Source organism: Pseudoalteromonas sp. BSi20652 (assembly GCF_000239855.1).
Lineage (GTDB): Bacteria > Pseudomonadota > Gammaproteobacteria > Enterobacterales > Alteromonadaceae > Pseudoalteromonas.
Genome location: NZ_BADT01000032.1, coordinates 12430 through 36093, shown reverse-complemented (window position 1 = coordinate 36093; position 23664 = coordinate 12430). Strand labels below are relative to the sequence as shown.

At 38.2% G+C, this 23664-nt stretch carries 19 protein-coding genes, 3 pseudogenes and 1 riboswitch; of the genes and pseudogenes, 6 read left to right on the top strand and 16 right to left on the bottom strand.

Annotated elements, in window-relative coordinates; genetic code table 11:
- Positions 1 to 3 precede the first annotated feature (3 nt).
- From P20652_RS14945 to P20652_RS17390, 5 genes and pseudogenes are all read right to left on the bottom strand, one after another.
- Complete coding sequence (locus tag P20652_RS14945) at positions 4 to 921, bottom strand: ExeA family protein (protein WP_008166218.1); 918 nt, start codon at positions 919 to 921, stop codon at positions 4 to 6.
- Positions 922 to 1086: 165 nt separating this feature from the next.
- Positions 1087 to 1605, bottom strand: coding sequence for a DUF1566 domain-containing protein (locus P20652_RS14950; RefSeq protein WP_008166217.1), 519 nt, complete (start codon positions 1603 to 1605; stop codon positions 1087 to 1089).
- A 9-nt stretch (positions 1606 to 1614) separates the two neighbouring features.
- Positions 1615 to 3261 (bottom strand): DUF1566 domain-containing protein, encoded by a 1647-nt coding sequence (locus P20652_RS14955; protein WP_008166215.1) that lies wholly within the window; start codon positions 3259 to 3261, stop codon positions 1615 to 1617.
- A 67-nt stretch (positions 3262 to 3328) separates the two neighbouring features.
- Positions 3329 to 3661 (bottom strand): hypothetical protein, encoded by a 333-nt coding sequence (locus P20652_RS14960; protein ID WP_008166213.1) that lies wholly within the window; start codon positions 3659 to 3661, stop codon positions 3329 to 3331.
- Positions 3662 to 3681: 20 nt separating this feature from the next.
- Positions 3682 to 4385 (bottom strand): annotated as a pseudogene (locus P20652_RS17390) (DUF2982 domain-containing protein).
- Between the two features lie 246 nt (positions 4386 to 4631).
- Between P20652_RS17390 and P20652_RS14965 the strand changes: the two are divergent.
- From P20652_RS14965 to msrA, 3 genes are all read left to right on the top strand, one after another.
- Complete coding sequence (locus tag P20652_RS14965; protein WP_008166206.1) at positions 4632 to 5684, top strand: efflux RND transporter periplasmic adaptor subunit; 1053 nt, start codon at positions 4632 to 4634, stop codon at positions 5682 to 5684.
- 3 nt (positions 5685 to 5687) lie between these two features.
- The gene (locus P20652_RS14970) at positions 5688 to 8786 is read left to right on the top strand and encodes an efflux RND transporter permease subunit (RefSeq protein ID WP_008166205.1); all 3099 of its coding nucleotides are present in this window, start codon (positions 5688 to 5690) and stop codon (positions 8784 to 8786) included.
- 83 nt (positions 8787 to 8869) lie between these two features.
- Positions 8870 to 9406, top strand: coding sequence for a peptide-methionine (S)-S-oxide reductase MsrA (msrA, locus tag P20652_RS14975; RefSeq protein WP_008166204.1), 537 nt, complete (start codon positions 8870 to 8872; stop codon positions 9404 to 9406).
- A 90-nt stretch (positions 9407 to 9496) separates the two neighbouring features.
- On the opposite strand, the gene P20652_RS14980 is transcribed toward msrA, so the two are convergent.
- Positions 9497 to 11326 (bottom strand): TonB-dependent receptor domain-containing protein, encoded by a 1830-nt coding sequence (locus P20652_RS14980; protein WP_008166203.1) that lies wholly within the window; start codon positions 11324 to 11326, stop codon positions 9497 to 9499.
- Positions 11327 to 11358: 32 nt separating this feature from the next.
- A riboswitch (cobalamin riboswitch) is annotated at positions 11359 to 11541 on the bottom strand.
- 159 nt (positions 11542 to 11700) lie between these two features.
- A complete protein-coding gene (locus tag P20652_RS14985) occupies positions 11701 to 12183 on the bottom strand; it encodes a YajQ family cyclic di-GMP-binding protein (protein WP_008166201.1) in 483 nt (160 codons plus the stop codon).
- Between the two features lie 152 nt (positions 12184 to 12335).
- Here P20652_RS14985 and P20652_RS14990 point away from each other — a divergent pair, with 152 nt between their 5' ends.
- Positions 12336 to 12689, top strand: a complete 354-nt coding sequence (locus tag P20652_RS14990; RefSeq protein WP_008166200.1) for a VanZ family protein — start codon at positions 12336 to 12338, stop codon at positions 12687 to 12689.
- Positions 12682 to 13583, top strand: a pseudogene (locus P20652_RS17385) (ketopantoate reductase family protein). Before P20652_RS14990 ends, P20652_RS17385 begins: the two are co-directional and overlap by 8 nt.
- Before the next feature lie 26 nt (positions 13584 to 13609).
- Here the strand turns inward: P20652_RS17385 and thiI are convergent.
- A complete protein-coding gene (gene thiI, locus P20652_RS14995; protein WP_008166197.1) occupies positions 13610 to 15067 on the bottom strand; it encodes a tRNA uracil 4-sulfurtransferase ThiI in 1458 nt (485 codons plus the stop codon).
- 96 nt (positions 15068 to 15163) lie between these two features.
- Entirely contained in the window at positions 15164 to 15817 is a 654-nt protein-coding gene (locus P20652_RS15000; RefSeq protein ID WP_008166195.1) for a TetR/AcrR family transcriptional regulator, read from the bottom strand.
- A gap of 197 nt (positions 15818 to 16014) precedes the next feature.
- Between P20652_RS15000 and coaD the strand changes: the two genes are divergently transcribed.
- Positions 16015 to 16509 (top strand): pantetheine-phosphate adenylyltransferase, encoded by a 495-nt coding sequence (coaD, locus tag P20652_RS15005; protein ID WP_008166192.1) that lies wholly within the window; start codon positions 16015 to 16017, stop codon positions 16507 to 16509.
- A gap of 260 nt (positions 16510 to 16769) precedes the next feature.
- Here the strand turns inward: coaD and P20652_RS21415 are convergent, their stop codons facing one another.
- The 7 genes and pseudogenes from P20652_RS21415 to P20652_RS15030 form a co-directional block, all read right to left on the bottom strand.
- The gene (locus P20652_RS21415; RefSeq protein WP_008166187.1) at positions 16770 to 17066 is read right to left on the bottom strand and encodes a hypothetical protein; all 297 of its coding nucleotides are present in this window, start codon (positions 17064 to 17066) and stop codon (positions 16770 to 16772) included.
- Positions 17059 to 17394: a hypothetical protein gene (locus tag P20652_RS17375; protein WP_008166185.1), complete on the bottom strand. Its 336-nt coding sequence runs from the start codon at positions 17392 to 17394 to the stop codon at positions 17059 to 17061. The genes P20652_RS21415 and P20652_RS17375 overlap by 8 nt, the downstream gene beginning before the upstream one ends.
- A 1213-nt stretch (positions 17395 to 18607) precedes the next feature.
- A complete protein-coding gene (locus tag P20652_RS20465; RefSeq protein ID WP_033017049.1) occupies positions 18608 to 19141 on the bottom strand; it encodes a hypothetical protein in 534 nt (177 codons plus the stop codon).
- 15 nt (positions 19142 to 19156) lie between these two features.
- Positions 19157 to 19357: a hypothetical protein gene (locus P20652_RS15010; RefSeq protein WP_008166180.1), complete on the bottom strand. Its 201-nt coding sequence runs from the start codon at positions 19355 to 19357 to the stop codon at positions 19157 to 19159.
- A 257-nt stretch (positions 19358 to 19614) separates the two neighbouring features.
- Positions 19615 to 21479 (bottom strand): annotated as a pseudogene (gene argH, locus P20652_RS15020) (argininosuccinate lyase).
- A 49-nt stretch (positions 21480 to 21528) separates the two neighbouring features.
- Positions 21529 to 22731 carry an argininosuccinate synthase gene (locus tag P20652_RS15025; RefSeq protein WP_008166173.1) on the bottom strand — a complete coding sequence of 401 codons (1203 nt, stop codon included), beginning with the start codon at positions 22729 to 22731 and terminating at the stop codon, positions 21529 to 21531.
- The gene (locus P20652_RS15030; RefSeq protein ID WP_008166171.1) at positions 22728 to 23660 is read right to left on the bottom strand and encodes an ornithine carbamoyltransferase; all 933 of its coding nucleotides are present in this window, start codon (positions 23658 to 23660) and stop codon (positions 22728 to 22730) included. The genes P20652_RS15025 and P20652_RS15030 overlap by 4 nt, the downstream gene beginning before the upstream one ends.
- Between the last annotated feature and the right edge of the window lie 4 nt (positions 23661 to 23664).

Sequence of the window (23664 nt, the reverse complement as noted above, 5' to 3'; positions counted from 1 at the left end):
TAACTATAAAATAAATGAAAGCCCAATGCCTACGGCAAATAAAGCAGCGAATGCAAGGCTATATGGTACAAATGACGTTGTTTTGTTAGCCCCATTAACTGGCGCTACAAAATCCATGGGTAATGACTCATGTGCTGATTTTTTTATTATATCGCTATCAACTATCAACTGCTGCTTTGCAAAAGTGCCTACCAAAGCTCGCTCACAAACCAAGTTCATTAATCGTGGCACACCACCTGTTAGCTGATGAACAGCTTGCATGGCATCCATCGAAAAAATGCCTTTATCACACCCTGCAACATGTAACCGATGCTTTATGTAAGCAACTGTTTGGCCTTGCGTAAGTGGCAATAAATGGTAACGAGCTGTTATTCTCTGGGCGAGTTGCCTTAATTCGTTGCGCTTTAAAAGCTCTTGTAGCTCAGGTTGACCAACCAATACTATTTGTAATAATTTTTTATGATCGGTTTCTATATTTGTCAGCAAGCGTAATTGCTCAAGCACATTAGGGGCAAGTAACTGTGCTTCATCAATTATAAGTATGGTGTGCCCACCCGATTTATTATTGGTCTCTAAGTGCTTTTTTATAATATCGGTAAGACTTTTAAGCGTCGCATTATGAACATCGTAACTAATGTTGAGCTCATCACAAATACTAGCTAATAACTCCAGCTCTGAAAGTGCGGGGTTATAGATCATCGCTACTTGCGTGTTTTCAGGTAACTGCTCTAACATACTGCGGGTAATTGTAGTTTTACCAGTACCCACTTCGCCTGTTAATAATACAAAACCACCGTCTTCACCTAATCCATAGGTAAGGTGTGCTAAGGCTTCTTTATGTCGTTCACTTAAAAATAAGTAATGAGGGTTGGGCGAAATTGAAAAAGGTTTTTCATTCAGGCCAAAATAGCTTAAATACACCGTGATGTTCCTTCGTAATTAAATCACGGCCTATAATGGCAAAAAAACGCGCTAAGTGACAACGTTGTGAGTGCTTTATTATTGAAATAACGTAAATTTATGTAAAACAAAAAAATGCAGCTGTTTTAAGGCTGCACTTTCATCTATCTAATCTTAGTATGTGCTTTATTCTTCGTAGCGAACTAATCGTAAATACACATTACTCGTTTTAGCATGTAAGCTATTCAACCCACTATCAAATTGATAAACCCACGCTGAGCTCATTGTGCTTACACCTGAGGTATTTGACCAATAGTTTTGAAGCTTAGTGCCCAAAAATATATCTTCATTAATACTCGGCTCTGTGCAACTGTGCTCTAAAATACTCGCCAATTCTTTAATGTTAGGCATTTGCCAATCATCGTAATCTGCGGTTGTATCATTTTTAGCACCACGAAGTGCCTCTTGCCAAGTAAGAGAAGGTGTTGATCCTTCGCAAAGCTGCGTCTCTGTATTATAAATTTGCCCATAACTACAACGTTGCCACATAAGACCCGTTTCGGTATCAGATACTGTACCATCTGTATTTATAGTAAACCTATCTGTTGGTGTTGTGGTATCTGCACCGTCGTAGCACGTTTGCGCCGCTGTAATATTAAAGCTCAAGCTTATAGTTGCTAGTGCACAGAGTAATTTTAATCTCATTATTTTCTCCTAACGGCTTCTAACTAAACGAACATAAGCGGTGTTTTCTTTTGGATAAGCAAGATCGTTACCATCACTCATATCTATAATGTACGCTTGCGATAAACTGGTACCATCGACTGCGGTTTGTGAAGTCCAATAACGTAAATGGCTTAATGCACTTTCACTTGGCATATTGGGGAAAAATGACTCATCAATTAATATACTCTGGCCTTGTTTCCCGTAATCAATTAAACCTAAAAGCTCTGTATAAGTAGGTAATCGCCAGTTTGTACCACCACAAAAATCTATGCTGTTCACTTCGTTTATATAGCTTTGTACTCCACAACTCGTATCATTCGGACAAGTTGAATTGGCTGTACTGGTGTCTGTAAAGGTTGTATCACCTAAATCCCAAAAATAATGATTTTGACCATCACGCACTAACGTATTGGGCACGGTACCAGAGGCAACACTTTTAACCTCCCATACTAAACCAGTCACATTATCACGCACACAACTAAAAGAATTGCTGTCATCAGCAACCTCATCGGCAAACTCATTGAGCTTTGTATAGTCAAACGCTAAATTACCCTTCCCAACTTTATCTAAACGATTAGCAAAACTATCACGACCAAGCTCTGCATCTTGCGCTGGGAAATCATCACTGTCACAGTTAATACGCAGTGTGTTGTTATAGCACTCACCAACACCACTATCATTTATAAGCCCAAGCGCTTTTGGTGACACATCAATAAATAAAGAATCTGTATCAGTACGCCCTTTCGAATCTGTTACTGTTACTTCAAAGCTCAATATAGTGTCAATATCAATATCTGAGGCAATAAATGTCGTTGTACATTGGCTGCTATTACTTAATGTTTCGGCATTACCAGTCAATTGTTGCCAACGGCATTGATAAGTATCAGTGACCGATTCACTCTGGGTTGCATCGAGAGTGACCTGTTCAAATTCTTCGACATTTTGATCAGCGCCTGCATTTGCATCTACTAATTCATTTGTTTTATTAAGCGTCATTGAATATTCTGTGCTCGCCTCACCCCCTTCATCATCAGTGACGGTTAACTGCCAAGATAAATTTACGTTAGTTTCTAATAATGGGTGAGAAAAGCTCAGTGTTGACTCATTAAAGCTCGTAATATCTAAATCAGGACCCGACAATAATTGCCAAAAATAACTATCAATTTGGCCATTTTCATCTGGATCACTCGACTCAAGAGCACTTAAAGTAATTGTGTCTTTGTATACAGAAGGAAGTGTTTCAGGCAAGGTTTGTGTCACAACAACAAGGGGAAGTTGGTTATTAGAGCTCACTGAAATAGCAATATCATCACTAACAGCGCTACTACCCGTACTTTGATAGCTTACTCTTAGGATTATTTCACTGTCTGCTTTTACATCAGGTGCTGTAAGTGTTTGTTCAGCGCCATCAAGCGGAAAACCTTCTAAGCTTGGGCCACTGACTTGTTGCCACGTAAACGTACCATCAACGGGAGATCCCTGTGCTGTAATGGTAAATTCACTTTTTTCAATAACCTGTAAATCTGTCCCAGCATTAACGGATGTTTCTAAAGCTGTATTATCACCACCACCACCGCCTCCACACGCACTAAGCAAACCACAAGAAATGAGGGGGATTAAAGCAAACGCTTTCATACGCAGCACCTTTTATGTCAATAAATCACTATGTGTAATTACAAGCAATAAAGATGCCATTAAAATGCTACATATAAGCATCTTGGTGAATACGTACAAATAACTTGGTGCCTATTTTACTATAATCAACTTTATACTCACGACCATCTAAAGCTTGAATAAAAAGTAACTGTTTCTCTTCGCCAAACACGTCTGCACTACTAACATGAACAAGTTCTAGGTAACGCTCTTTTGCATCTCGACGATTTTTTGGCAGCTCTTCTTTAAACGGCTCTAAGCCATGCTGAGTTACTTTAATTCGAGGATGGACCTCAGAATTGACAATCACTAAATCAAGTTTTTTGTCTTTATGTATTATGGTATTTCGACCACTTTTTAAAAAGGCTCTTTCTTGGCTCATTTTATTTCCTAAGCCGCTGTTTAATTATTAACTTGCGACGATATAAACTGACGGGGATTGCACTTCCACTTATTTAAATTAGCGCTAAATACCCAAATATCTCTATCTAATACACTGGCAGGTAACAATAAATCATAACCAGTTAACAGCTTAAGGTGCTTAGCTCTGTTAGCAAACATAGCTATAAGCCCGGTATAGCTGATTCCCTTTTGAGATGTGTATTGTGTGTCTTCTATTAACCATTCTGATGGGCAATTGCCATTTTTGCAATGTTTTTGAACGGCTTGAATAAATAAATATCGCTGCTCTATTAAGAGTTTTCCTGCGATCCTTGGTGCAATATTAACTAAAAATCATCTATATCATTTACTTTTACACCAACCGCATTTAACTCCACGTAATCACTACCGTTCTCGACTTTAGGTATTCCACTGTACTGATAGTTATTGTGGGGAATACTTACAACCCCATATTTGTGACAGTAAACTAACTCTGACTCACTCAATATTAAGCTGTAAAATGGCTCTTGAGTTTTTAAAAAACCAATAAAAACAGCTGCTATGCATAGGCTTACTATAAATATCTCAGGTATGGTTATCTTATCTGGTCTTAATAAATTAAAAATCATAATAAAAACTAACCCCATAGCGCCTACTACAAGAGTTTCCATACCATGACTTGCACCTTGTGCTCGATATTTAATTATATTGTTGTCTTTATCCATATTGATAAAACACCATATAAAATATAAACATAATAACAGCCCATAAAACAACTTTTCTCGTTGTTATACATACGCTGCAGGAAGTCTTAAATTTCATGCATAACCACCTTTTCCTCAACAAAATAGGGATAATAAATAAATCTTATTTACTTTTACGCTTAACGCACAAATTAACGAGACACATAACAGTCTTTTCTCGGTCTTATTTCGTACAATACGTATAATTAATTTTCAGGTGTGAAAACGATGTACTCAAAACAATCAGGAAAAGCGCTTTTTCCATTTATTATTGCGTTACTTTTAATATTTAGCGTTTATTTATATTTACCATCAAGTCATGGAAAACAAACAGACTCTTCTCAAAAAATTACGCAGGTATCTGCGCACACAGTGACCTCACAAGAAAATGCAGTAATGATTGAAGCCATCGGTAGTGCCCGCGCTAACCAAGCTATTTATATTAACAGTGCGCAAAACGATTATGTCACAGGTATTTACTTTAAAGATGGTGATTTAGTCAGCAAAGGGCAAAAGTTAGTTCAATTACAAAATAAGCAAGAGCAACTTATAGTTAAAGAACTTAATATTAATTTGCAAGAAGAAAAACGCCAACTTAATCGTCTAACTGAGCTTTCTCGATCACAATCAACGGCTAAATCATTACTAGAGGAACAACTCTCTCGTGTTGATGCTACAAAAGCTCAGCTAGAAAATGCTAAAACAAAACTTGATGAAATGCTAATCACGGCTCCTTTTTCAGGCCTTTTAGGTAAACGCGAAATATCAATTGGTGCGTATGTTGATAGCACAACAATTATCACAACCCTTGATGATGTTAGTATTATTAAGGTCGATTTTAAAGTACCAGAAAAATACTTAGCGCAACTTATTGTTGGTTTGAAAGTACTCACTCAAAACGATGCTTACCCTGATCAAACTTTTACAGGCAAGGTTACGCATATTAGTTCTCGTATTGATTCTGTAACACGTAGCGTCGAAGTAACTGCAAGCTTTGCTAATAAATCAGGTCTATTACGCCCTGGTATGCTTTTAAATACCGCACTAGAACTAAGCAGTAATCAAGCACTGATGGTGCCAGAAAAAGCCGTTATACCGTTACAAGACAAACACTTTGTTTTTCAAATTCAAGATGGAATAGCCAATAAAATTGAAGTACATGTAGCTAGCAGAAACAATGGCTGGGTTGCTATTGACGAAGGCTTAACTGATGGCGAACAAATTGTTACTGAAGGGCTAATAAAAATTCGCTCTGGAAGTAAAGTAAGCGTAAAGGGGTAATACGTGAAAATTACTGATACTAGCGTCAAACGCCCTGTTTTTGCCATTGTAATTAATTTACTCCTTCTTACTTTTGGATTGGTTGCATTTACTATGTTGCCACTTCGAGAGTACCCAGATATTGAAACGCCGATTGTAAATATCAGCACTGAATACACAGGTGCTTCAGCCGAAATCATAGAAACTAAAATAACCCAAATAATTGAAAACCGTATTTCAGGTATTGAAGGTATAAAAAGTATTAACTCTTCGAGCCGTAATGGGCGTTCAAACATTACCATAGAGTTTGATATAAGCCGCGATATAGATGCTGCTTCTAACGATGTACGTGAGCGTGTTGCACGAGCACTCGATAGCCTCCCTGAACAAGTACGCCCGCCAGAGGTGTCTAAATCAAACAGTGATGAAAGCCCTATCGCATGGTTTGTATTAAACAGCGAAACAATGGATTCGCTAGAGTTATCTGATTACGCGCAGCGTTTTATTGTTGACCGCTTAGCCGTAGTCGATGGCGTATCTAACGTACGTATTGGTGGAGAACGTCAATACGCGATGAAAATTTGGCTAAATCGTCAAGCAATGGCTGCACGTGGTATTACATCAAGCGATATAGAAAACACACTACGCACTGAAAACGTTGAGTTACCAGCCGGTGAAATAGAATCGATTGACCGTGATTTTACCGTGCGTACAGCACGTAGCTACAAAGATCAGCGCGATTTTAATAACCTTGTAGTTAAACGTGGCGAAGAAGGTTATCTAGTACGTTTAGGCGAAGTTGCTGATGTACGTTTAGAGGCTGCCGATGACGAAAGCTTATTTCGTGGTAACGGGCGAAATATGATTGGCTTAGGTATTGTAAAACAAGCCAAGGCAAACACACTTACCGTAGTAGATAACGCACGCAGTGAGCTTGAAAAAATAAAACGAAACCTTCCGGAAGGTACCACGATTCAGGATAGTTATGACTCATCTGTATTCATCAAAGAATCAATAAGTGAAGTATACAGCACCCTAGCCGTTTCGATGGGTTTGGTAGTACTCGTTATATTTTTGTTTTTAGGCAATATTCGAGCAACCCTTATTCCCGCGGTAACAGTACCTGTCGCCTTAGTAAGTAGCTTCATGTTTTTACTCGCTATGGGTTACTCAATCAATTTACTAACTTTACTTGCATTAGTGCTCGCAATTGGCTTGGTTGTTGATGACGCCATTGTAATGCTTGAAAATATTCACCGTCGTATTGAATTAGGCGAGCCTCCACTATTGGCAGCATTTAGAGGCGCGCGCGAAGTTGGCTTTGCCATTGTCGCAACTACACTTGTGCTCATATCGGTATTTGTTCCTTTGGTATTTATGGATGGCCGTATTGGTGCATTATTTACTGAGTTTGCTATGGCGGTAAGCGCCGCTGTATTTTTCTCAAGCGTTACCGCACTAACACTTGCACCGGCTCTGTGCTCTAAAGTACTAAAAGCATCTGACAAGCCAAATAAATTTAGCCAGTGGATGGACCGCCAATTTATAAAAATAGAATCGAGCTACCGTAAATCACTGACCACGAATATGACCCGCAAATGGGGTTTAATGGTGAGCTTATTACTTGCAGGGTTTGTAAGTTACTCACTCTTTTTACAAGTTCCATCGGAACTGACACCTAAAGAAGACCGTGGTACATTCTTTATTATGATGAGCGGCCCAGAAGGCGCGAGTTACGAAAATAATGCCGCTAATATGGCTAAAATTGAAGAGCGCTTAATGCCTTACTCTGAATCGGGTGAGCTAAGTCGTGTACTTGTTCGAGTGCCTGGTTGGGGCGGAAGCGGCGGTGTTGCGATTGTTGGAATGGCCGATTGGGATAAACGCAAACGTTCAACGTGGGAAGTAATGGACGAAATAAGCGGTAAAATGCAAGAAGTTACCGATGTTCGTGCATTTGCAATTATGCGCCGTGGTATTGGCGGTGGTGGCTCATCTCGCCCAATTGAGTTTGTATTGCAAGGCAACGATTATGCACAACTAGCTGACTGGCGTGACCGTATAATAAAGCGTGCAGAGTTAAATCCTGGTTTAGTAAGAATCGATCATGACTACAAAGAAACCTTCCCACAGTTTTTAGTCAGCATAGATAAAAACAAAGCAGCAGATTTAGGTGTTTCGGTATCAGATGTAGGCCGTACACTAGAAACAATGCTTGGTCAGCGCCGTGTTACGACCTTTATTGACCGTGGTGAAGAGTATGATGTAATTTTAAAAGGCACAAAAGAAGACTTTGCTAACCCTACTGACATTTCAAATATATACCTTAAATCACGAAGTGGTGAACTAGTCCCACTTGACAGTCTTATCAGTTTAAAAGAAGAAGCAACCGCATCGCGCTTAAACCGATATAACCGCATGCGCGCAATTACACTAAGCGCCAATCTTGCTGACGGTTATACGCTTGAGCAAGCGCTTAACTTTTTAAACGAAGTAGCCGCGCAAGAAAACGATATAGATGGCGCAATAGACTACAAAGGAGAGTCGCAGCTTTATTACGAAGGCGCATCAGCAATGACCTACGTATTTATACTTGCACTCACCGTTACCTTTTTAGTACTGGCAGCGCAATTTGAAAGCTTTATGCATCCGTTTGTAATTATGCTTACCGTACCACTTGGTTTAATGGGCGCTATGTTCGGACTTTGGGCTACAGGACTTACCTTAAATATTTACAGCCAAATAGGTATTGTCATGCTCATAGGTTTAAGTGCTAAAAACGGTATTTTGATTGTAGAATTTACTAACCAGCTGCGCGATAAAGGCGTTGAATTTAGTGAAGCTATTTTGCAAGCAGCAACTCAGCGTTTGCGCCCTATTATTATGACCTCGCTGACCACGGTTATGAGTTCGGTACCTTTAGTACTTGCTTCAGGCCCGGGCGCTGAAAGCCGTATGGTTATTGGTGTAGTCGTGTTTACAGGGGTAGTCGTATCGACCTTACTAACTCTTTTTGTTGTACCTGCAGCTTATTATGCATTAGCGCGCAACACACAATCACCAGAGTTTTTGCAACAAAAACTCAATAAGCAAGCCGCAGAAAAACCTTTAGAAGAGATCTAACCTGCGTATAGCGCCGTAACGTTATTGTTACGGCGCATACAATTTATGCTTGGCATAACCTTATACACATTTTAGGAATACTTATGAGCTCAACAACGCAAGTAGCAACATTTGGTGGCGGCTGTTTTTGGTGTATAGATGCCGCATTTAGACGCGTAAATGGCGTATTAAATGTAAGCTCTGGCTACACAGGTGGAAGCACAGAAACGCCTACCTATAAATCAGTATGTTCAGGCACAACCGGTCACGCTGAGGTAGTTAAAGTGGAGTTTGACAGCTCAGTGGTTACTTATGAGACTCTTCTTGCTATGTTTTTCACACTGCATGATGCAACGCAGCTAAATAGACAAGGTAACGATGTAGGCACGCAATATAGAAGTGTTGTTTATTATCATGATGCAACACAGTTAAAACAAACCAATGACATTATAGCTCAACTACAAAGCCATGTAAGTGATCCAATTGTGACAGAAGTAAGTCCTGCTACCACTTATTATCCAGCTGAGCACTACCATCAAGATTACTATAATGAAAACCCAGAGCAAGGTTACTGCAGCATTTTAATAGCACCTAAATTACATAAATTTGAAACCGTGTTTGAAGAGTTCTTAGCTGACTAGCTAATGTGAGTAGTTAAATTGATAAGTTAAACTTAGCTACACATTAAAAAGCCCGACATAAGCCGGGCTTTTTAATATTAATAAATACCGTTAAAACTGATAGCTTGCGCCTGCAAAAAAGCGACGCTCTGGCGTGTTGTAGTAATACACTTCACCCGTTGTAAAATCAGTATTTGAATCAACAGCGTTATATTCTTTATCAAATAAGTTTTCTACACGAAGCGAAACTTCAATATGTTCATTTACTTGATAATTACCCGCTAAGTTCCAAAGCGTGTATGATCCTAAACGAGTCACAGCACCTTGTCGGTCGCTACGGTATTGCATGTCTAAGCTTGCATCAAAAGCACCAAACTGTTTTGCAAGTTCCCAGTTAAAAGTACGTTTAGCAACATTACGCAACTCTGCGCCCGTTTCTTCGTCTTCAGCGCTTAAGTAAGCAAAGTTAAGGTTGCTATCAAAACCAAAAAGCTGCTGTGAAAGAGTAAACTCAACGCCTTCATAGCGCGCTTCATTTAAGTTGATAGGAAAAAAGTTAGAATCTAAAGATATCTTATCTTCAATATCATTTCTAAAAATAGCAACGTCAATACTTGCTATATCAAAATCTACATTTAACCCAATCTCTTGATTTAATGATTTCTCAGGCTCTAAATCAGGATTAGATGAAGGTGGAAAACCAGGAAATGCCGGAAAGTATAAATCGTTAAATGTAGGTGCTTTAAAACCAGTGCTTTGGCTTATGCGGAACGTGGCGTCTTCAGATAAATGATAACCCGCAGCGGCTGTATATGTTGTTTCATCACCAAACTGTTCATCATCGTCTTGGCGAATTGTTAAATTAGCTAACACTTTTTCAGCATTGTAATAAGCCCCAACAAATACTGCTAATACATCACGATCTTGCATATCATACTGCGTTGAACTGTGCGATACATCATCGTTGTACCAGTTAACACCACCGCTAATATTAAGCTCTTCAGATAATGTATATTGACCGTTATAATCAAATTGCACACGTTTCGTTATAAAATCATTTACACCAAATGCTGAAGTATCGTGAGAATCATCTGTTGAAATAGCAATATCAATACTATGCGATTGGTTAGTGTAGTTTTTACTCCAACCTGCAGAAAGCTGATAGTTTTTAAAGTCACCTGTTTCGATAGTACTTGTGGCTGGACTAAAACGACTGTCGTAATCTGCATAGCCTTCACTGTATTGGCCTAATAACTTAAAGTCGCCGTAATGTGCATCGGTGTAGTTTATTTTAAAACCAAGGTTTTTATTTTCATAGCCATCTTCATCTGGTGCAACGCCTTGCAGCGCATCAAAGTTATCTGTTTTTTCAAAGCCTGCGTTAAATGCTGTTGTTATATCATCTGATTTTACAGAGCCTGCAACTTGATAATTTTGATAAGAGTCTGAACCAAGTGTAGCGCTTAGAGATAAGTTATCTGACTCACGCGTAATAATATTAATAACACCAGCGAGTGCATCAGAGCCATAAACAGCCGCGCGAGAGCCTTTAATTATTTCTATGCGTTCAATACTATTTAGAGGGACATTATTTAGTGCTTTTTGACCTAGTGTTGCTGAGCCTGTACGAACACCGTCAATCAAAATCAACGTATCGCCTGAGCCCGTACCACGAAGTGACACACCTGTATTTTGACCAAAACCACCGTTTGGATTAACCTGAAAACCCACTCGCGTGCTTAAAAGTGTAGGTAAATCGCGTACGTTACTTGCTTCTATTTCAGCACGTTCAATAACGTCTACACTCGCTAAAACGTCATTAATTGATTGTTCGAACTTGTTAGCAGTAACCGTTATTTTTTCAATTGAGTGATCAACAGCAGATGCAGAAAATGAAAGCGCAGCACAAATTGCAACGCCAAGAGTTGTTTTATTTAACATGATGTCCCCTATCCTTGCCCACCGCAAAGACTTAAGTAAGATTACATCAAGGCCGGTCTCCGGACTCAGTGACACATTTTTTTGCATTACTTTACCGTTGCGGGGGCAGTGTTGGAATTAAAATCATCATGACTATGCACCAACTTCCCGATTATCTTACTAAAAAAATCATTACATTGAAGTGTTTAGCAAGCACCTTGAAAATAGGCGGTTATTGTGAGTACTTTATTAAAAAATGTCAATGGACGTCTATACAGCTAAAATTAAAATAATGATATTTAAGCTAATACGATCGGCTTATAAAAAAAGCCAAATTACCCTAGGCGCAATTTGGCTTTTGTATTTATAAAACAGCCTAAATAGGCACTTTATAATTAATCTCGGAAATTTTTAAACTGAAATGGCTGACCTAAATCGGCACTGCGTACAACTTGCATGGCTTCTTGTAAGTCGTCTCGCTTTTTACCCGTTACACGCACTTCTTCACCTTGAATAGCGGCTTGCACTTTAACTTTAGAATCTTTAATAGCTTTAACTACCTTTTTAGCCATGTCTTTTTCGATGCCCTGCTTTAAGCCCACATTACGAAAAACATTTTTACCTGCACGGCTAATATCTTGAAGTTCTAGGCTTGATACATCCATACCACGCTTTGATATTTTGCTCGCTAAAATGTCGAATAATTGCATAACCTGAGAATCAGCTTCAGCTTTAAGCTTTATTGTTTTATCGTTTAACTCAATAGATGCATCAACGCCTCTAAAGTCAAAGCGAGTCTCTAGCTCACGATTTGCGTTATCTACTGCGTTTTTAGCTTCGTTCATTTCTACTTCAGATACAATATCAAATGAAGGCATTGGTTTGCTCCTAACTATTTAATCTTAATTTTATGGCGCAATTATAACGCTAAAATTATAAATATTTACAATTTTCTGCATCTTGTTCAGGTGCGATACTAATTTAGTTTGATATACTCCAGTTTCTTTTTTAAGCGATTTTAGGATTTGTCGTGACAAGGCGTGTTTATCAAGCAATTTTTTTAATCAGTATCGTAGCATTTACCTTTTTATTTGCTAAAGAAGTAAAAGGCAGTGTTACAAATTTATTCCCTCATGTTGATAAAGTAGCCCACTTTGGGGTTTTTTTCATACTTGCAATTATTATGGATAGAGCGTTTAAGCTTCCTTTGTACGCACAAATTTTTATACTTGCAGGTTATGGTGCCTCAATTGAAATAATGCAAGATGCACTTCCTTACAGGCAAGCGTCACTGGGTGACTTTGCTGCTGATTTTATCGGCGCTGCGAGCTATTTCTTACTAAAAGTGATTTTCACCACTGGCAAAAAGAACCCATATGACTAATATTCTTGTTGTAGGTGATGGCGCAATTGGTTTATTACTTAGCCATTTTTTAAGCGCCCAACATAATGTAAACGTGTTGACACGTAAAAACACAAACAACACACGCTTTTATAGTCGAGATAGCTATGCCTCAAAAAAATAAATGCCCGTTTTGTCTCGTTAAATCAACTACGTAACTTAACCGAATTTGATATCGCTTTATTCACCGTTAAGGCATTTCAAGTGCAAAATGCATTTGAACAAGTAAAGCCTTTTTTATCAAAGCATACTAGCGTAATACTCTCGCACAACGGCATGGGGAATGTTGGAACGCTAAAACAGGAATTAAGTAAGCATCAAGCGTTATATTTTTTAACCACGACGATGGCTGGATTTAAATCAAATCAATACATCGTACAGCACACGGGTGATGGGCAAAATGTAATTGGTGGATGTAATGAATTAGCACTTAAAAATACTGCAAACATAACTGAGCAATTAAAAGAAATCCCCCACTTAACAGCCACAAATAACATTCAACAATTACGCTTTGAAAAGCTAATGATTAATATTGCAATTAACCCGCTAAGTGCTTTACATAATGTTAAAAACGGTCAGTTACGTGCGCCTCAATACAACTCAACTATTATTAATTTATTAACTGAGGCATGCAATATAGCGAAAGCGCAAAACCTTAACATTACTTTAATTAACGCACTTACAACAGCGTATAAAGTAATGACCCTCACCGCAGAAAACTTCTCGTCAATGAACCAAGATGTAGCTCATAATAGATCAACTGAAATAATGGCTATTTGCGGTTATATTAGTGAGCAAGGTAAGCTCTATAATATTAAAACACCCTATAACAACGATTTGCTTGCTAAAATTATGGCAAAAAAAAGCGTGGTATAAACCACGCTTATATTAACGCATTAACGTTACGGGCGGTAAACTTTAACAGTTTCATAGCCTTGCTCATGCAGCATAAGTGTTTGAAGTTGGCTCATTACCCCTCTGTCGCAATACAAATAGTAGTCTGTGTTTTTTGGTAAATCACCAAACTTAGTTGCTAGACGAAAAAACGGCAAATGCACTACTTCAATACCGTCGATTGCAAGCGGTGCGGCTTCCTCTTCCTCTGGTGAGCGAATGTCCACAACAACGGAGCCTACGGGTAAATCTGCAACAGATTCAGCTTCTTTTAATTCTTGTTTAGCTTCTACGTCAATATCACGCACATCCATTACACGTGCTTTATCTACAACGGTATCAAGTACATCAAAATCGAATTTTTCCTCTTCACCAAGAATTACATCAATTTTAGCTTTAACTGTTGGCTTTTTAGAAATTACACCACAGTACTCAGGCATCGTTTCAGCCATCTCAGCGGTGCCGATTTGACGAGCAATATTAATAATTTCTTGTTTATCATGTTGAATTAGCGGGCGTAAAATAAGCGTATCAGTAACGCGGTCAATCACGCTTAAGTTAGCAAGTGTTTGACTTGATACCTGACCAATACTTTCACCTGTGACAAGTGCTTGAATATTTAATTTTTCAGCAATCACACTGCCCGCGCGCATCATCATACGCTTAAGTACAACACCCATTTGGCTGTTTTCAACATTTTCTAAAATTTCAGCAACAACAGGTTCAAAATCAACAGTTACAAACTTAACTTTATGAGTTGAACTGTATTTTTTCCATAAGTAGTAACTTGCTTGTTTAACACCAATTTCGTGCGCAGCCCCGCCTAAATTAAAGAATAAAAAGTGTGTGCGGGCACCTTTGCGGATCATTTGATAACTTGCTACACCAGAGTCAAAACCACCCGACATTAGCGAAAGCACATCTTCTTGAGTTGGCAACGGAAAGCCCGCCATACCAAAATGCGTTTGCGAAACAATGTAAGCTTTGTCGTCTTTTATTTCTAGGCGTATTGTTATTTCTGGCCGGCTAAGCTTTACGCTTGCGCCTTCAATATGCTGGTTTAAACCACCACCAACATAACGTTCTAAATCAGTTGAAGTAAAATCGTGTTGCCCTATACGTTTTGCACGAACACAAAAAGTTTTACCTACGATTGTATGCCCAACTAACGCTAATGTTTTTTGATAAATATCATCAAGCGTTTCAAATTGGGTCTCGGTGACTTCAATAAACTGAACAATACCTGGTATGCGCTTGAGGCTGTCAATAAAATCAAGACGAACTTGCGGGCCCTCAACTTTAGTTACAACTGAGATATTGTCCCAGTTATTCATTACTTGTACTTTCTCGTCAACACGACGCAATACAATCTTAATGTTATTTTCTAACACTTTAGTAAAGCGTTTACGAACCGAACGGCTTTTAATGGCTATTTCGGGGTGTAGTTTGACGATAAATTTAAGCATAGTTCACTCTTAGACTGCGGGAATTCGCGCTCCCTGATATTTGGCGCGCGATTATAGCAAAAAATCTAGCGTCTAGGAAATAGCCAACGGCAGTAACTACACAACAGCGGGAGCTTGTTGCGCTAATTCAGTGTACTTGTCTCGTAGTAAGTTCATCTTATCGATGCTTTTATCCGTACTGTACGCCCTAAATAACGTAAGTACTTTTAAAATACCGTGATATATATCTTGTTCAGCCAATTCGCCACTTGGTCTACGAGCTTTAATGTAAGGCGTCCAAAAACTAACTGTTAACTTTAATGTATGCGCCAGTTCAATGACATCGTGTTCATCAATCGCGATCATTTCGCTATCGCGAAGGCCAAGTATAACTTTACGAACCTGTTCAAGTAGCTCGAGTTGAAAATCAATGTAGGCTTGTTTTAAATCTGTATCTCTGGAGAGTATATCGCCAAGATTGTCGTAAAAAAAATGATAGCGCCACATCAATTCAAATAACGAATCGAGATAAGCGGTTAAATGGCTAAAAGCATCATCATCTTTATTAATTGGTTTGAAGTGAGTATTTAAATGATCACGATACAACGCAAAAATATGACGAATAATGTCTTCTTTATTTTTAAAATGATAATAAAGATTACCCGGGCTCATCCCTAATTTTGATGCAATATGGTTTGTTGTTATTGCACGTTCACCTTGCTCATTAAATAGCGAAATACTGGTGTGTATTATTTTATCCTTGGTATTCATATGCTAACACTCTAATTATATTATGGATTACATTACATTAATAATAGGCTACGCAGTATAAACAAATATTTATGAATAAAACACTCTTACACTATTTCACACCTTTTGGTGTATTAGTAAATGAGCCTTTTTTAGCAAAGCTGATTTGTGTAAAAAACACTGTTAGACTAGCGAAAAAATAATAGATAGTGAACTTTATGAACATTACTGCAATTTATCCTGGCACTTTTGATCCACTTACAAATGGTCATACCGATCTTATTCAGCGCGCTGCAAAAATGTTTGATACCGTGCTAGTCGCTATTGCACATAATCCAAGTAAAAAACCCTGCTTTACCCTTGAAGAACGTGTTGAACTTGCTAACACTATTTTAAGCCACATAGACAATGTTAAGGTGATTGGTTTTTCTGGTCTGCTCGCTGATTTAGCAAAAGAGCATAGCGCCAATGTTTTGATTCGTGGAATTAGAGCAGTGTCTGATTTTGATTACGAATTTCAATTAGCTAACATGAACCGCCGCCTGAACCCAGACTTAGAGAGTGTATTTTTAACACCTGCAGAGCGAAATTCATTTATTTCATCAACACTCGTTAAAGAAGTAGCTCGTCACAATGGGGATGTTAGTGAGTTTGTAGACCCTATGATAGTAAAAGCACTTAAAACTAAACTTGGTGATGGCGCAAGTAATTAGCTTACACTCTCACCTTACATTAGCGTATAGACATATACGCTAACTCGATTGTTCAACAAAACGAGGTTTTAGCTTTTTGATTAGCCATACCAATTTTAACAAGTCTTTGTTTATAATAAGCACAAGTGCCATGGTGAAATCAATAAAATACATACCAAAGACATAGACCGTCCAAAGCCACCAATAGCAGCATGTTTCAGCAATTACAGTGTCGTAATGCATACCTAAAAACAAAAATGCGTTAATAGAAAGACCTACAATTAAGTAGTAAAAAGCAGTTGGTACTGTTTTTTATATGCAAATAACCAAAGCAGTAAAATAGCAATGGTAACAAAGTCATAATAAAAGTAATTTAAATAAGGGGGTGCAGTACTTGTACCCATAAACAGGCTAGAAATATACGATACCAACATTATAAGTGACAAATGAACTCTGCTTTTATCAACTTTATTTATACTAGCAGACAGGTTATATAAAAATGCAATTAAGATAAACCAAGTAAATAGTATGCCCACATTGGCTCCTAAATCAACAATTCCCCAAAGTATGTCAGCCATTAACTTTTCCCTTAACAGTACTATTTATTAGCCATTTTTTAGCCTTATCTAAACCCAAGAAATCTTTTTTTATAAAAAATATAGCTATCATCAAAAAATCCACAGTGTTTACACCTAATATGTATACCCACCATAACCACCAAAACTCATCGTTATACAAAACGTCATAATCAATATACATCGCAAAAAAAAGAGACATGTTTATAGATAAACCAAGTATCAAGTAAGTCGAAATTATATTTTTTTTGATATAAAAAGTAGAAAAAACAATAACTAAAAGAGTAAGAAAATCAAATAAGAAAAAATCGAAGTAGGTAATAGTACCCATGTTAATAAATATACTTGATGAATAGGAAAGTGACATAATTAACGATAATCAAACGTTACCTTTATTAGGATTATTAATTGAGTAGACTAATGAATACAAAAATGCCATTAAAAAACCCCACTGCACAAGTCCCCCTGTGTAGAACAAAAAATCGGTATTTACAAGGAACTCAATCATATACAGCCTTTAGTAAGTTCGGTAAAAATATTCAACTCATTTAACAGTGATGATGTTTAATCAAAACACTATAATTTGCACGTATTCACGTATTTATTTTAAGTAATCGTAAATTAAATTTATGTAGGCTAAGAGAATTTTTATTTATGAAAAATATAGCTATCATTGATAAATCGACCACATTAATACTTATTGAATAGAATGACCAAAACCACCAAGGTTCGTAATTATTAAAAACTGATACATCTATATACATACCAAGAAATAATAATGAGTTTATAGTCAACCCTAACAACAAGTAGATCGATATAAGATTTTCAATAATGAAAAACCTTAAAATAAAGATGGCGAAAATAGTTGTTATATCAAAAAAAAGAGTTGAATGTACGATATGTCTTGTATATCGATAAACAGGCTTGAGGAGTAAGAAATTGTCATAGCCAATGATAACCATACAGCTTCTTTCTTGGGTGTGTTAATACTTACAACTAATGAGTACAAAAAAGCAATTAAAAAGCCCCATTGTACAAATGCACCTATGTAAAAAGAAATTGCTGGATTAACTAGAATATTATCCATTATTTTTGAAACTTTTATTGAACACTAGTGACAGAATCATAAAAACATCAAACATACTTACACCAATAGAATAAACACTCCAATACCACCATGGCTCATAGTTATATAAGACATCTATGTCATAATGAATTATTAGAGTAAGAACAGCATTTATTGTTAACGAAAAGATAATGAAGTAAAAAACTGCAGAGCGTTGGAGCACTTTGAAGTACTGTAAAGTTAACAGAGCTAAAATTGTAATGAAATCATAAAGCGCCCAGCTTAAATATAAACTTTTTAATAAGTTTATATAACCACTAGAAATATATGAGCAGAGCATAAGCGCAGATAAATAAACAGAGGATTTGTTTTCTGTATTTATACTGGAGGCTAAACAATACAGGAAGGCCATTAAAAAGCCCCATTGTGTGAAAGCGTTTACATAATATAAAAAAGCGCTAGTTAAGTACATTGTAAACTAGGTTACTTTGTGGGTATCATTTGACTTGAAGTAACTGATGGTTTTGTTCTTTAATTTATGAAGAGCAAGGAGGTCTCTGTCAAAAATGAGGGACACTACCATGAGTAAATCTATAACCGTAACACCTACAGTGTAAACATCCCAAAGTAACCATGGCTTTTGATTATGGAGAATAAAGGCGTCTAGGTGCATTGATAAAGTTAGTAATAAATTTACTGATAAGCCGATTAATAGGTAAATGAATGATGGAGTCGTTTTTTTTATTATTTTATATGCAATACAAAGCATTGCTATAGTAAAAAAATCATATAAAGCCCAGTCGAAATAAGTTAACTCATTAATTGATAACCATGTTAAAAAATAATCCGACGAAGAATATGAAACCATCATTACAAAAGAACTTAACAGTAAAGTAGTATCCCTTTTAACCCCTAATGAATAAACGAATATATTAAACAAAAAAGCCATTAAAAATGCCCACATATTTAGGGCTGAAAGGGAAAAGTAACCAAAGAATTCAGTTAAAAACATCTAGAACCTTATAAACTATTTAGGACGAAGGTGACCTGGTAAAATAGTTCCCGAACGTTGCAATTCATCGCTCGCTGCACTCATCGCCTCTTGCGAAAAACTTACTGTATCAGATTGTAGGGTTTTAGGGCTAGCAGTTTGTTCCATTGCAGGCTTTAATTGTTGTGTTTTGTTGTATGCTTGCATTTGTACTTGGCTATTAGCTGAAACTTGCATGTAATTGATCCTTTTAATATTTAAATGTAATTGACGAAGTATCTACTTGCGTCATTATGTTGATATATGCATTACCGGTTTAAAATAGCTCTTATGCTATATCCATTAATATAAAGCAACCAATGTGCCAACTTTTTTTGGCGCACTAAATTCATCTAAAAAACATTTATTCAATCAAACTAAACAGCTCCGACCAGCTTGCCGCAGACATAAAAAAACGCACAGGGGTAACCGTACGTTTTTTGTATCCAGGGAGTTTAAGCTACGTATTTACACGGGATCTCCGTACTTTTACTTAGCTTTAAAATATATTCCATTGCTACCTCGTCACAATTTTCTTTACGAAGACAAAGTTCACAATCTTTCATTACTTTTTCAGGCAGGCTTTCTTTAGAGCAAAACGTGAAACGCTGCTTTTCGAAAAAGTCAGGGACACGCGTTAACACTATCACGCGATTAAGCGCCAATTTTTTGGCTTTAACCAGTAAATGGTCAACTAATTGCCGCCCTTGACCGCTAACTGCACTTTGTGGGTCTATGCCTAACGAGCGTATCTCAGCTAAACCTGTGTCGTATATATACAGCGATGCACAGCCTGAAACCTTACCGTCTATTTCAGTAACGGCAAATTCATTAATAGAATGAACCATATCACTTTTCGCACGTGGCAAGTTTTCGCCTACCGTTGCCCAATGTTGAATTAGCTTAGCTATTGATTCAACATCATCTAGGTTGGCGTCACGAACAGTTATCTGTTGTTTTTTTTGGCTGCCTTAATAGCACCGGTTACTTGTTCAATTGATGTACCGCCAAGTGCTTGACGCGCTTTTATACACGCGTCAATTTCAAGTACCGGATAAACATCATTCTCAAACACGTCGCTTACCGATTTATATTGGTCAAGCGATAGCTCTTCAAGTGTTTTTCCTTCACTAATAGCAAGCTGAACAAGCACACCTACAATATGATGCCCTTCTCTAAAAGGTACGCCTTTAACGACTAAGTAGTCAGCAAGTTCTGTCGCATTTGCGTGGCCACCTTTTGCCGCAGCAAGCGTACGCTCGCCTTTTACTTTTACGCCTTTAATACAGGCTTGTGCCATATGAATACACGCAAGCCATGTTGGCATAGCATCAAAAATACCTTCTTTATCTTCTTGCATGTCTTTGTTGTAGGCAAGCGGCAATGCTTTTAGGGTCATCATCATGGCGCTAAAGGCACCAAATACGCGACCCGTTTTACCACGAATAAGCTCAAGTGCATCTGGGTTCTTTTTTTGTGGCATTAAAGACGAGCCAGACGTTACGTTATCCGCAAGCTCTATAAACCCAGCTTCGCCTGAGTTGTAAAAAATCAAATCTTCAGACATACGCGATAAATGGATCATTGAAATTGACGCACAGCTTAATAGCTCAACAACAAAATCGCGATCTGAAACCCCATCAAGGCTGTTTTTAGTGGCGCCAGTAAAACCTAAACCTTGTGCAAGCGCTTGACGGTCAATTGGATAAGCAGTGCCAGCCAACGCGCCACTGCCTAGCGGACAATAGTTCATACGAGCTTTAGCGTCTTGCAAACGGCTTTCATCACGCTCTAGCATCTCTACATAAGCCATACACCAGTGGCTAAATAGTACTGGTTGTGCACGTTGTAAGTGCGTGTAGCCAGGTAAAATAGTACCAAGCTCTCGCTCAGCTAATGCAACAAACTCTGCTTTTAGCTGCGCAATCGCTTTTAAAATATGATCGGCGGTATCGCGGCACCATAACCTAAAATCGGTAGCAACTTGGTCATTACGGCTTCTGCCTGTATGTAACTTTTTAGCTAAGTCACCTACTTTTTCGATTAATGCAGCTTCGACATGTGAATGAATATCTTCAGCACCTGAGGTTGCTACAGCGGTTGGATCTGCTTTTACTTCTTCAAGTAGCTCATATAATGCCGATACTAATTCTTTGTGCTCATCACTTGATAATACGTTCACTTGTTCAAGTGCGCCAGCCCATGCAACAGAGCCAATAATATCTTGCTCTGCTAACTGGTAGTCAAAGGGAAGAGAGTCGTTAAATTGCTTAAACGCCTCATCTGGACCCGTAGAAAAACGTCCGCCCCATAATGCCATGAAATCTCTCCAAACCCTGTAGTGCCCCTTTTATAAGAGGCGTAATAAATTACTTTTTAGCGAGTGCTGAAATTCTGCTTGAAAGCGAGAACAAGCGAATAAAGCCTTCAGCGTGTGACTGGTCGTACACATCATCTTCGCCAAATGTCGCAAATGCTTCGCTGTATAAGCTATTTGGTGACTGCTTTTGAACTGCAGTTACCTGACCTTTGTATAATTTGAGTACCACTTCACCTGTTGCTACTTTAGAAAGTGCTTCTGCACCAGCTAAAATAGAATCTTTAAGTGGCGTAAACCAACGGCCGTCGTATACTAAATGCGAGAACTCGCCGCCTAACACTTCTTTCCACTTACGGCTTGCTTTATCAAGTACTAGCTCGTCTATTGCTTGAAGCGCCGCCATGATAACGGTACCACCTGGGGTTTCGTAACAACCGCGTGATTTCATACCGACTAAACGGTTTTCTACAATATCAACACGTCCAACACCATGAGGCGATGCAATATCGTTTAATTTAACTAAACAATCGTAAGGTTTAAGCTCTTCGCCATTTACAGCGACTACTTCACCTTCAACAACTTTTAATGTTACTAGTTCTGATTTATCTGGGGCTTGCTCTGGAGAGTTAGTCCAAGTCCAGACTTGTTCAGTTGGTTGACACCATGGGTCTTCAAGCTCACCACCTTCGTGCGAAATATGCCATGCGTTAGCGTCACGGCTATAAATTTTTGTAGCAGATGCTGAACACGGAATGTCACGCTCTGCTAAATAATCAAGTAATGATTCACGGCTCGATAAGTCCCACTCACGCCATGGCGCAATTACTTTTAAATCAGGTGCAAGGGCTGCAAAACATGATTCAAAACGAACTTGGTCATTACCTTTACCAGTACAACCATGCGAAAGTGCATCAGCACCTACTTTACGCGCAATTTCGACCTGTGCTTTAGCAATAATTGGGCGCGCCATAGACGTACCTAATAAATAAGTACCTTCGTAAATTGAGCCTGTTTTAAGTGTTGGGTAAATGTAATCACTTACCATTTCATCTTTTAAGTCAACGACATAACATTCAGATGCACCAGAGGCAATTGCTTTAGCTTCTACGCCTTCAAGTTCTTCAGCGCCTTGACCTACATCGGCAACAAACGCGATTACTTCACAGCCGTAGTTTTCTTTTAACCATGGCACGATAGCCGACGTATCAAGACCACCTGAATAGGCTAAAACGACTTTTTTAATTGAACTCATAGGTGTTCCTTAACAAAATTTGGATTTAATAATGTAACTAGCAGAGCATTTTGCGCATGCATACGATTTTCTGCTTGTTGAATAATTTTTGATGCTGGGCCGTCCATTACCTCAGAGGTAATTTCAAACTCACGGTGTGCCGGTTGGCAATGTAATACCGTAGTCGCACCTGTTTGATCTAGCAATGCCTGGTTTAATTGATAAGGCATGTATTTTTCTTTTACTTGCTCAAGCGGTGTTGTATCACCCATTGATACCCATGTATCTGCGTATACAACGTTTGCACCAACGGCCGCTTCAACTCTATCGCTCACCATAACTGATGCGCCATTCATTGCTGCAATTTGCTCTGCTTTTTTTAGTATTTGTGAATCTGGCGAACACCCTTTTGGTGTTACCGCTACAAAATCAGTACCTAGCGTTGCAGCGAGCAACATCAATGAATGAGTCACGTTATTGCCTTCACCTAAGTAAGCAACTTTAAGCTCACTAACATCGCCATGTACTTCTTGAAGCGTTAAAAAATCAGCAAGTGCTTGGCAAGGGTGGTACAGGTCACACAGACTATTTACTACAGGTACTGATGCATATTCACCTAATGTGGTTAATGTGCTGTGCTGGTTTACACGCGCCACAATACCGTCAGCCCAAGTAGAAATATTAAGTGCAAAATCTTTAATTGATTCACGTGCACCCATAGCGCCATTTTGCTGATCTAAATAAACAGCATGACCACCTAAACGATTAATACCAATATCGAATGACAAACGCGTACGTAAACTTTGTTTTTCAAATAACGTTACGATTGATTTGCCCGCTAATACTTGGCTGTATTTTTCTGGTTTTGCTTTTATATCTTGCGCTAACTTTAATAAATTAAGTGCGCCTTCTTGGTCTAATTCTAAACCCGTTAAAAAATTTTCAAACATAATA

What these genes read in the sequence shown, in the direction of transcription:
- P20652_RS14980 (WP_008166203.1), bottom strand. Translation starts at nt 11,326, where the DNA reads ATGTTAAATAAAACAACTCTTGGCGTTGCAATTTGTGCTGCGCTTTCA.
- P20652_RS20465 (WP_033017049.1), bottom strand. Translation starts at nt 19,141, where the DNA reads ATGTTTTTAACTGAATTCTTTGGTTACTTTTCCCTTTCAGCCCTAAAT.
- P20652_RS15025 (WP_008166173.1), bottom strand. Translation starts at nt 22,731, where the DNA reads ATGAGTTCAATTAAAAAAGTCGTTTTAGCCTATTCAGGTGGTCTTGAT.
- P20652_RS15010 (WP_008166180.1), bottom strand. Translation starts at nt 19,357, where the DNA reads ATGCAAGTTTCAGCTAATAGCCAAGTACAAATGCAAGCATACAACAAA.
- P20652_RS14985 (WP_008166201.1), bottom strand. Translation starts at nt 12,183, where the DNA reads ATGCCTTCATTTGATATTGTATCTGAAGTAGAAATGAACGAAGCTAAA.
- P20652_RS15030 (WP_008166171.1), bottom strand. Translation starts at nt 23,660, where the DNA reads ATGTTTGAAAATTTTTTAACGGGTTTAGAATTAGACCAAGAAGGCGCA.
- P20652_RS14965 (WP_008166206.1), top strand. Translation starts at nt 4,632, where the DNA reads ATGTACTCAAAACAATCAGGAAAAGCGCTTTTTCCATTTATTATTGCG.
- P20652_RS14960 (WP_008166213.1), bottom strand. Translation starts at nt 3,661, where the DNA reads ATGAGCCAAGAAAGAGCCTTTTTAAAAAGTGGTCGAAATACCATAATA.
- P20652_RS21415 (WP_008166187.1), bottom strand. Translation starts at nt 17,066, where the DNA reads ATGGCTGACATACTTTGGGGAATTGTTGATTTAGGAGCCAATGTGGGC.
- P20652_RS17375 (WP_008166185.1), bottom strand. Translation starts at nt 17,394, where the DNA reads ATGGGTACTATTACCTACTTCGATTTTTTCTTATTTGATTTTCTTACT.
- P20652_RS14955 (WP_008166215.1), bottom strand. Translation starts at nt 3,261, where the DNA reads ATGAAAGCGTTTGCTTTAATCCCCCTCATTTCTTGTGGTTTGCTTAGT.
- coaD (WP_008166192.1), top strand. Translation starts at nt 16,015, where the DNA reads ATGAACATTACTGCAATTTATCCTGGCACTTTTGATCCACTTACAAAT.
- P20652_RS14950 (WP_008166217.1), bottom strand. Translation starts at nt 1,605, where the DNA reads ATGAGATTAAAATTACTCTGTGCACTAGCAACTATAAGCTTGAGCTTT.
- P20652_RS15000 (WP_008166195.1), bottom strand. Translation starts at nt 15,817, where the DNA reads ATGAATACCAAGGATAAAATAATACACACCAGTATTTCGCTATTTAAT.
- thiI (WP_008166197.1), bottom strand. Translation starts at nt 15,067, where the DNA reads ATGCTTAAATTTATCGTCAAACTACACCCCGAAATAGCCATTAAAAGC.
- msrA (WP_008166204.1), top strand. Translation starts at nt 8,870, where the DNA reads ATGAGCTCAACAACGCAAGTAGCAACATTTGGTGGCGGCTGTTTTTGG.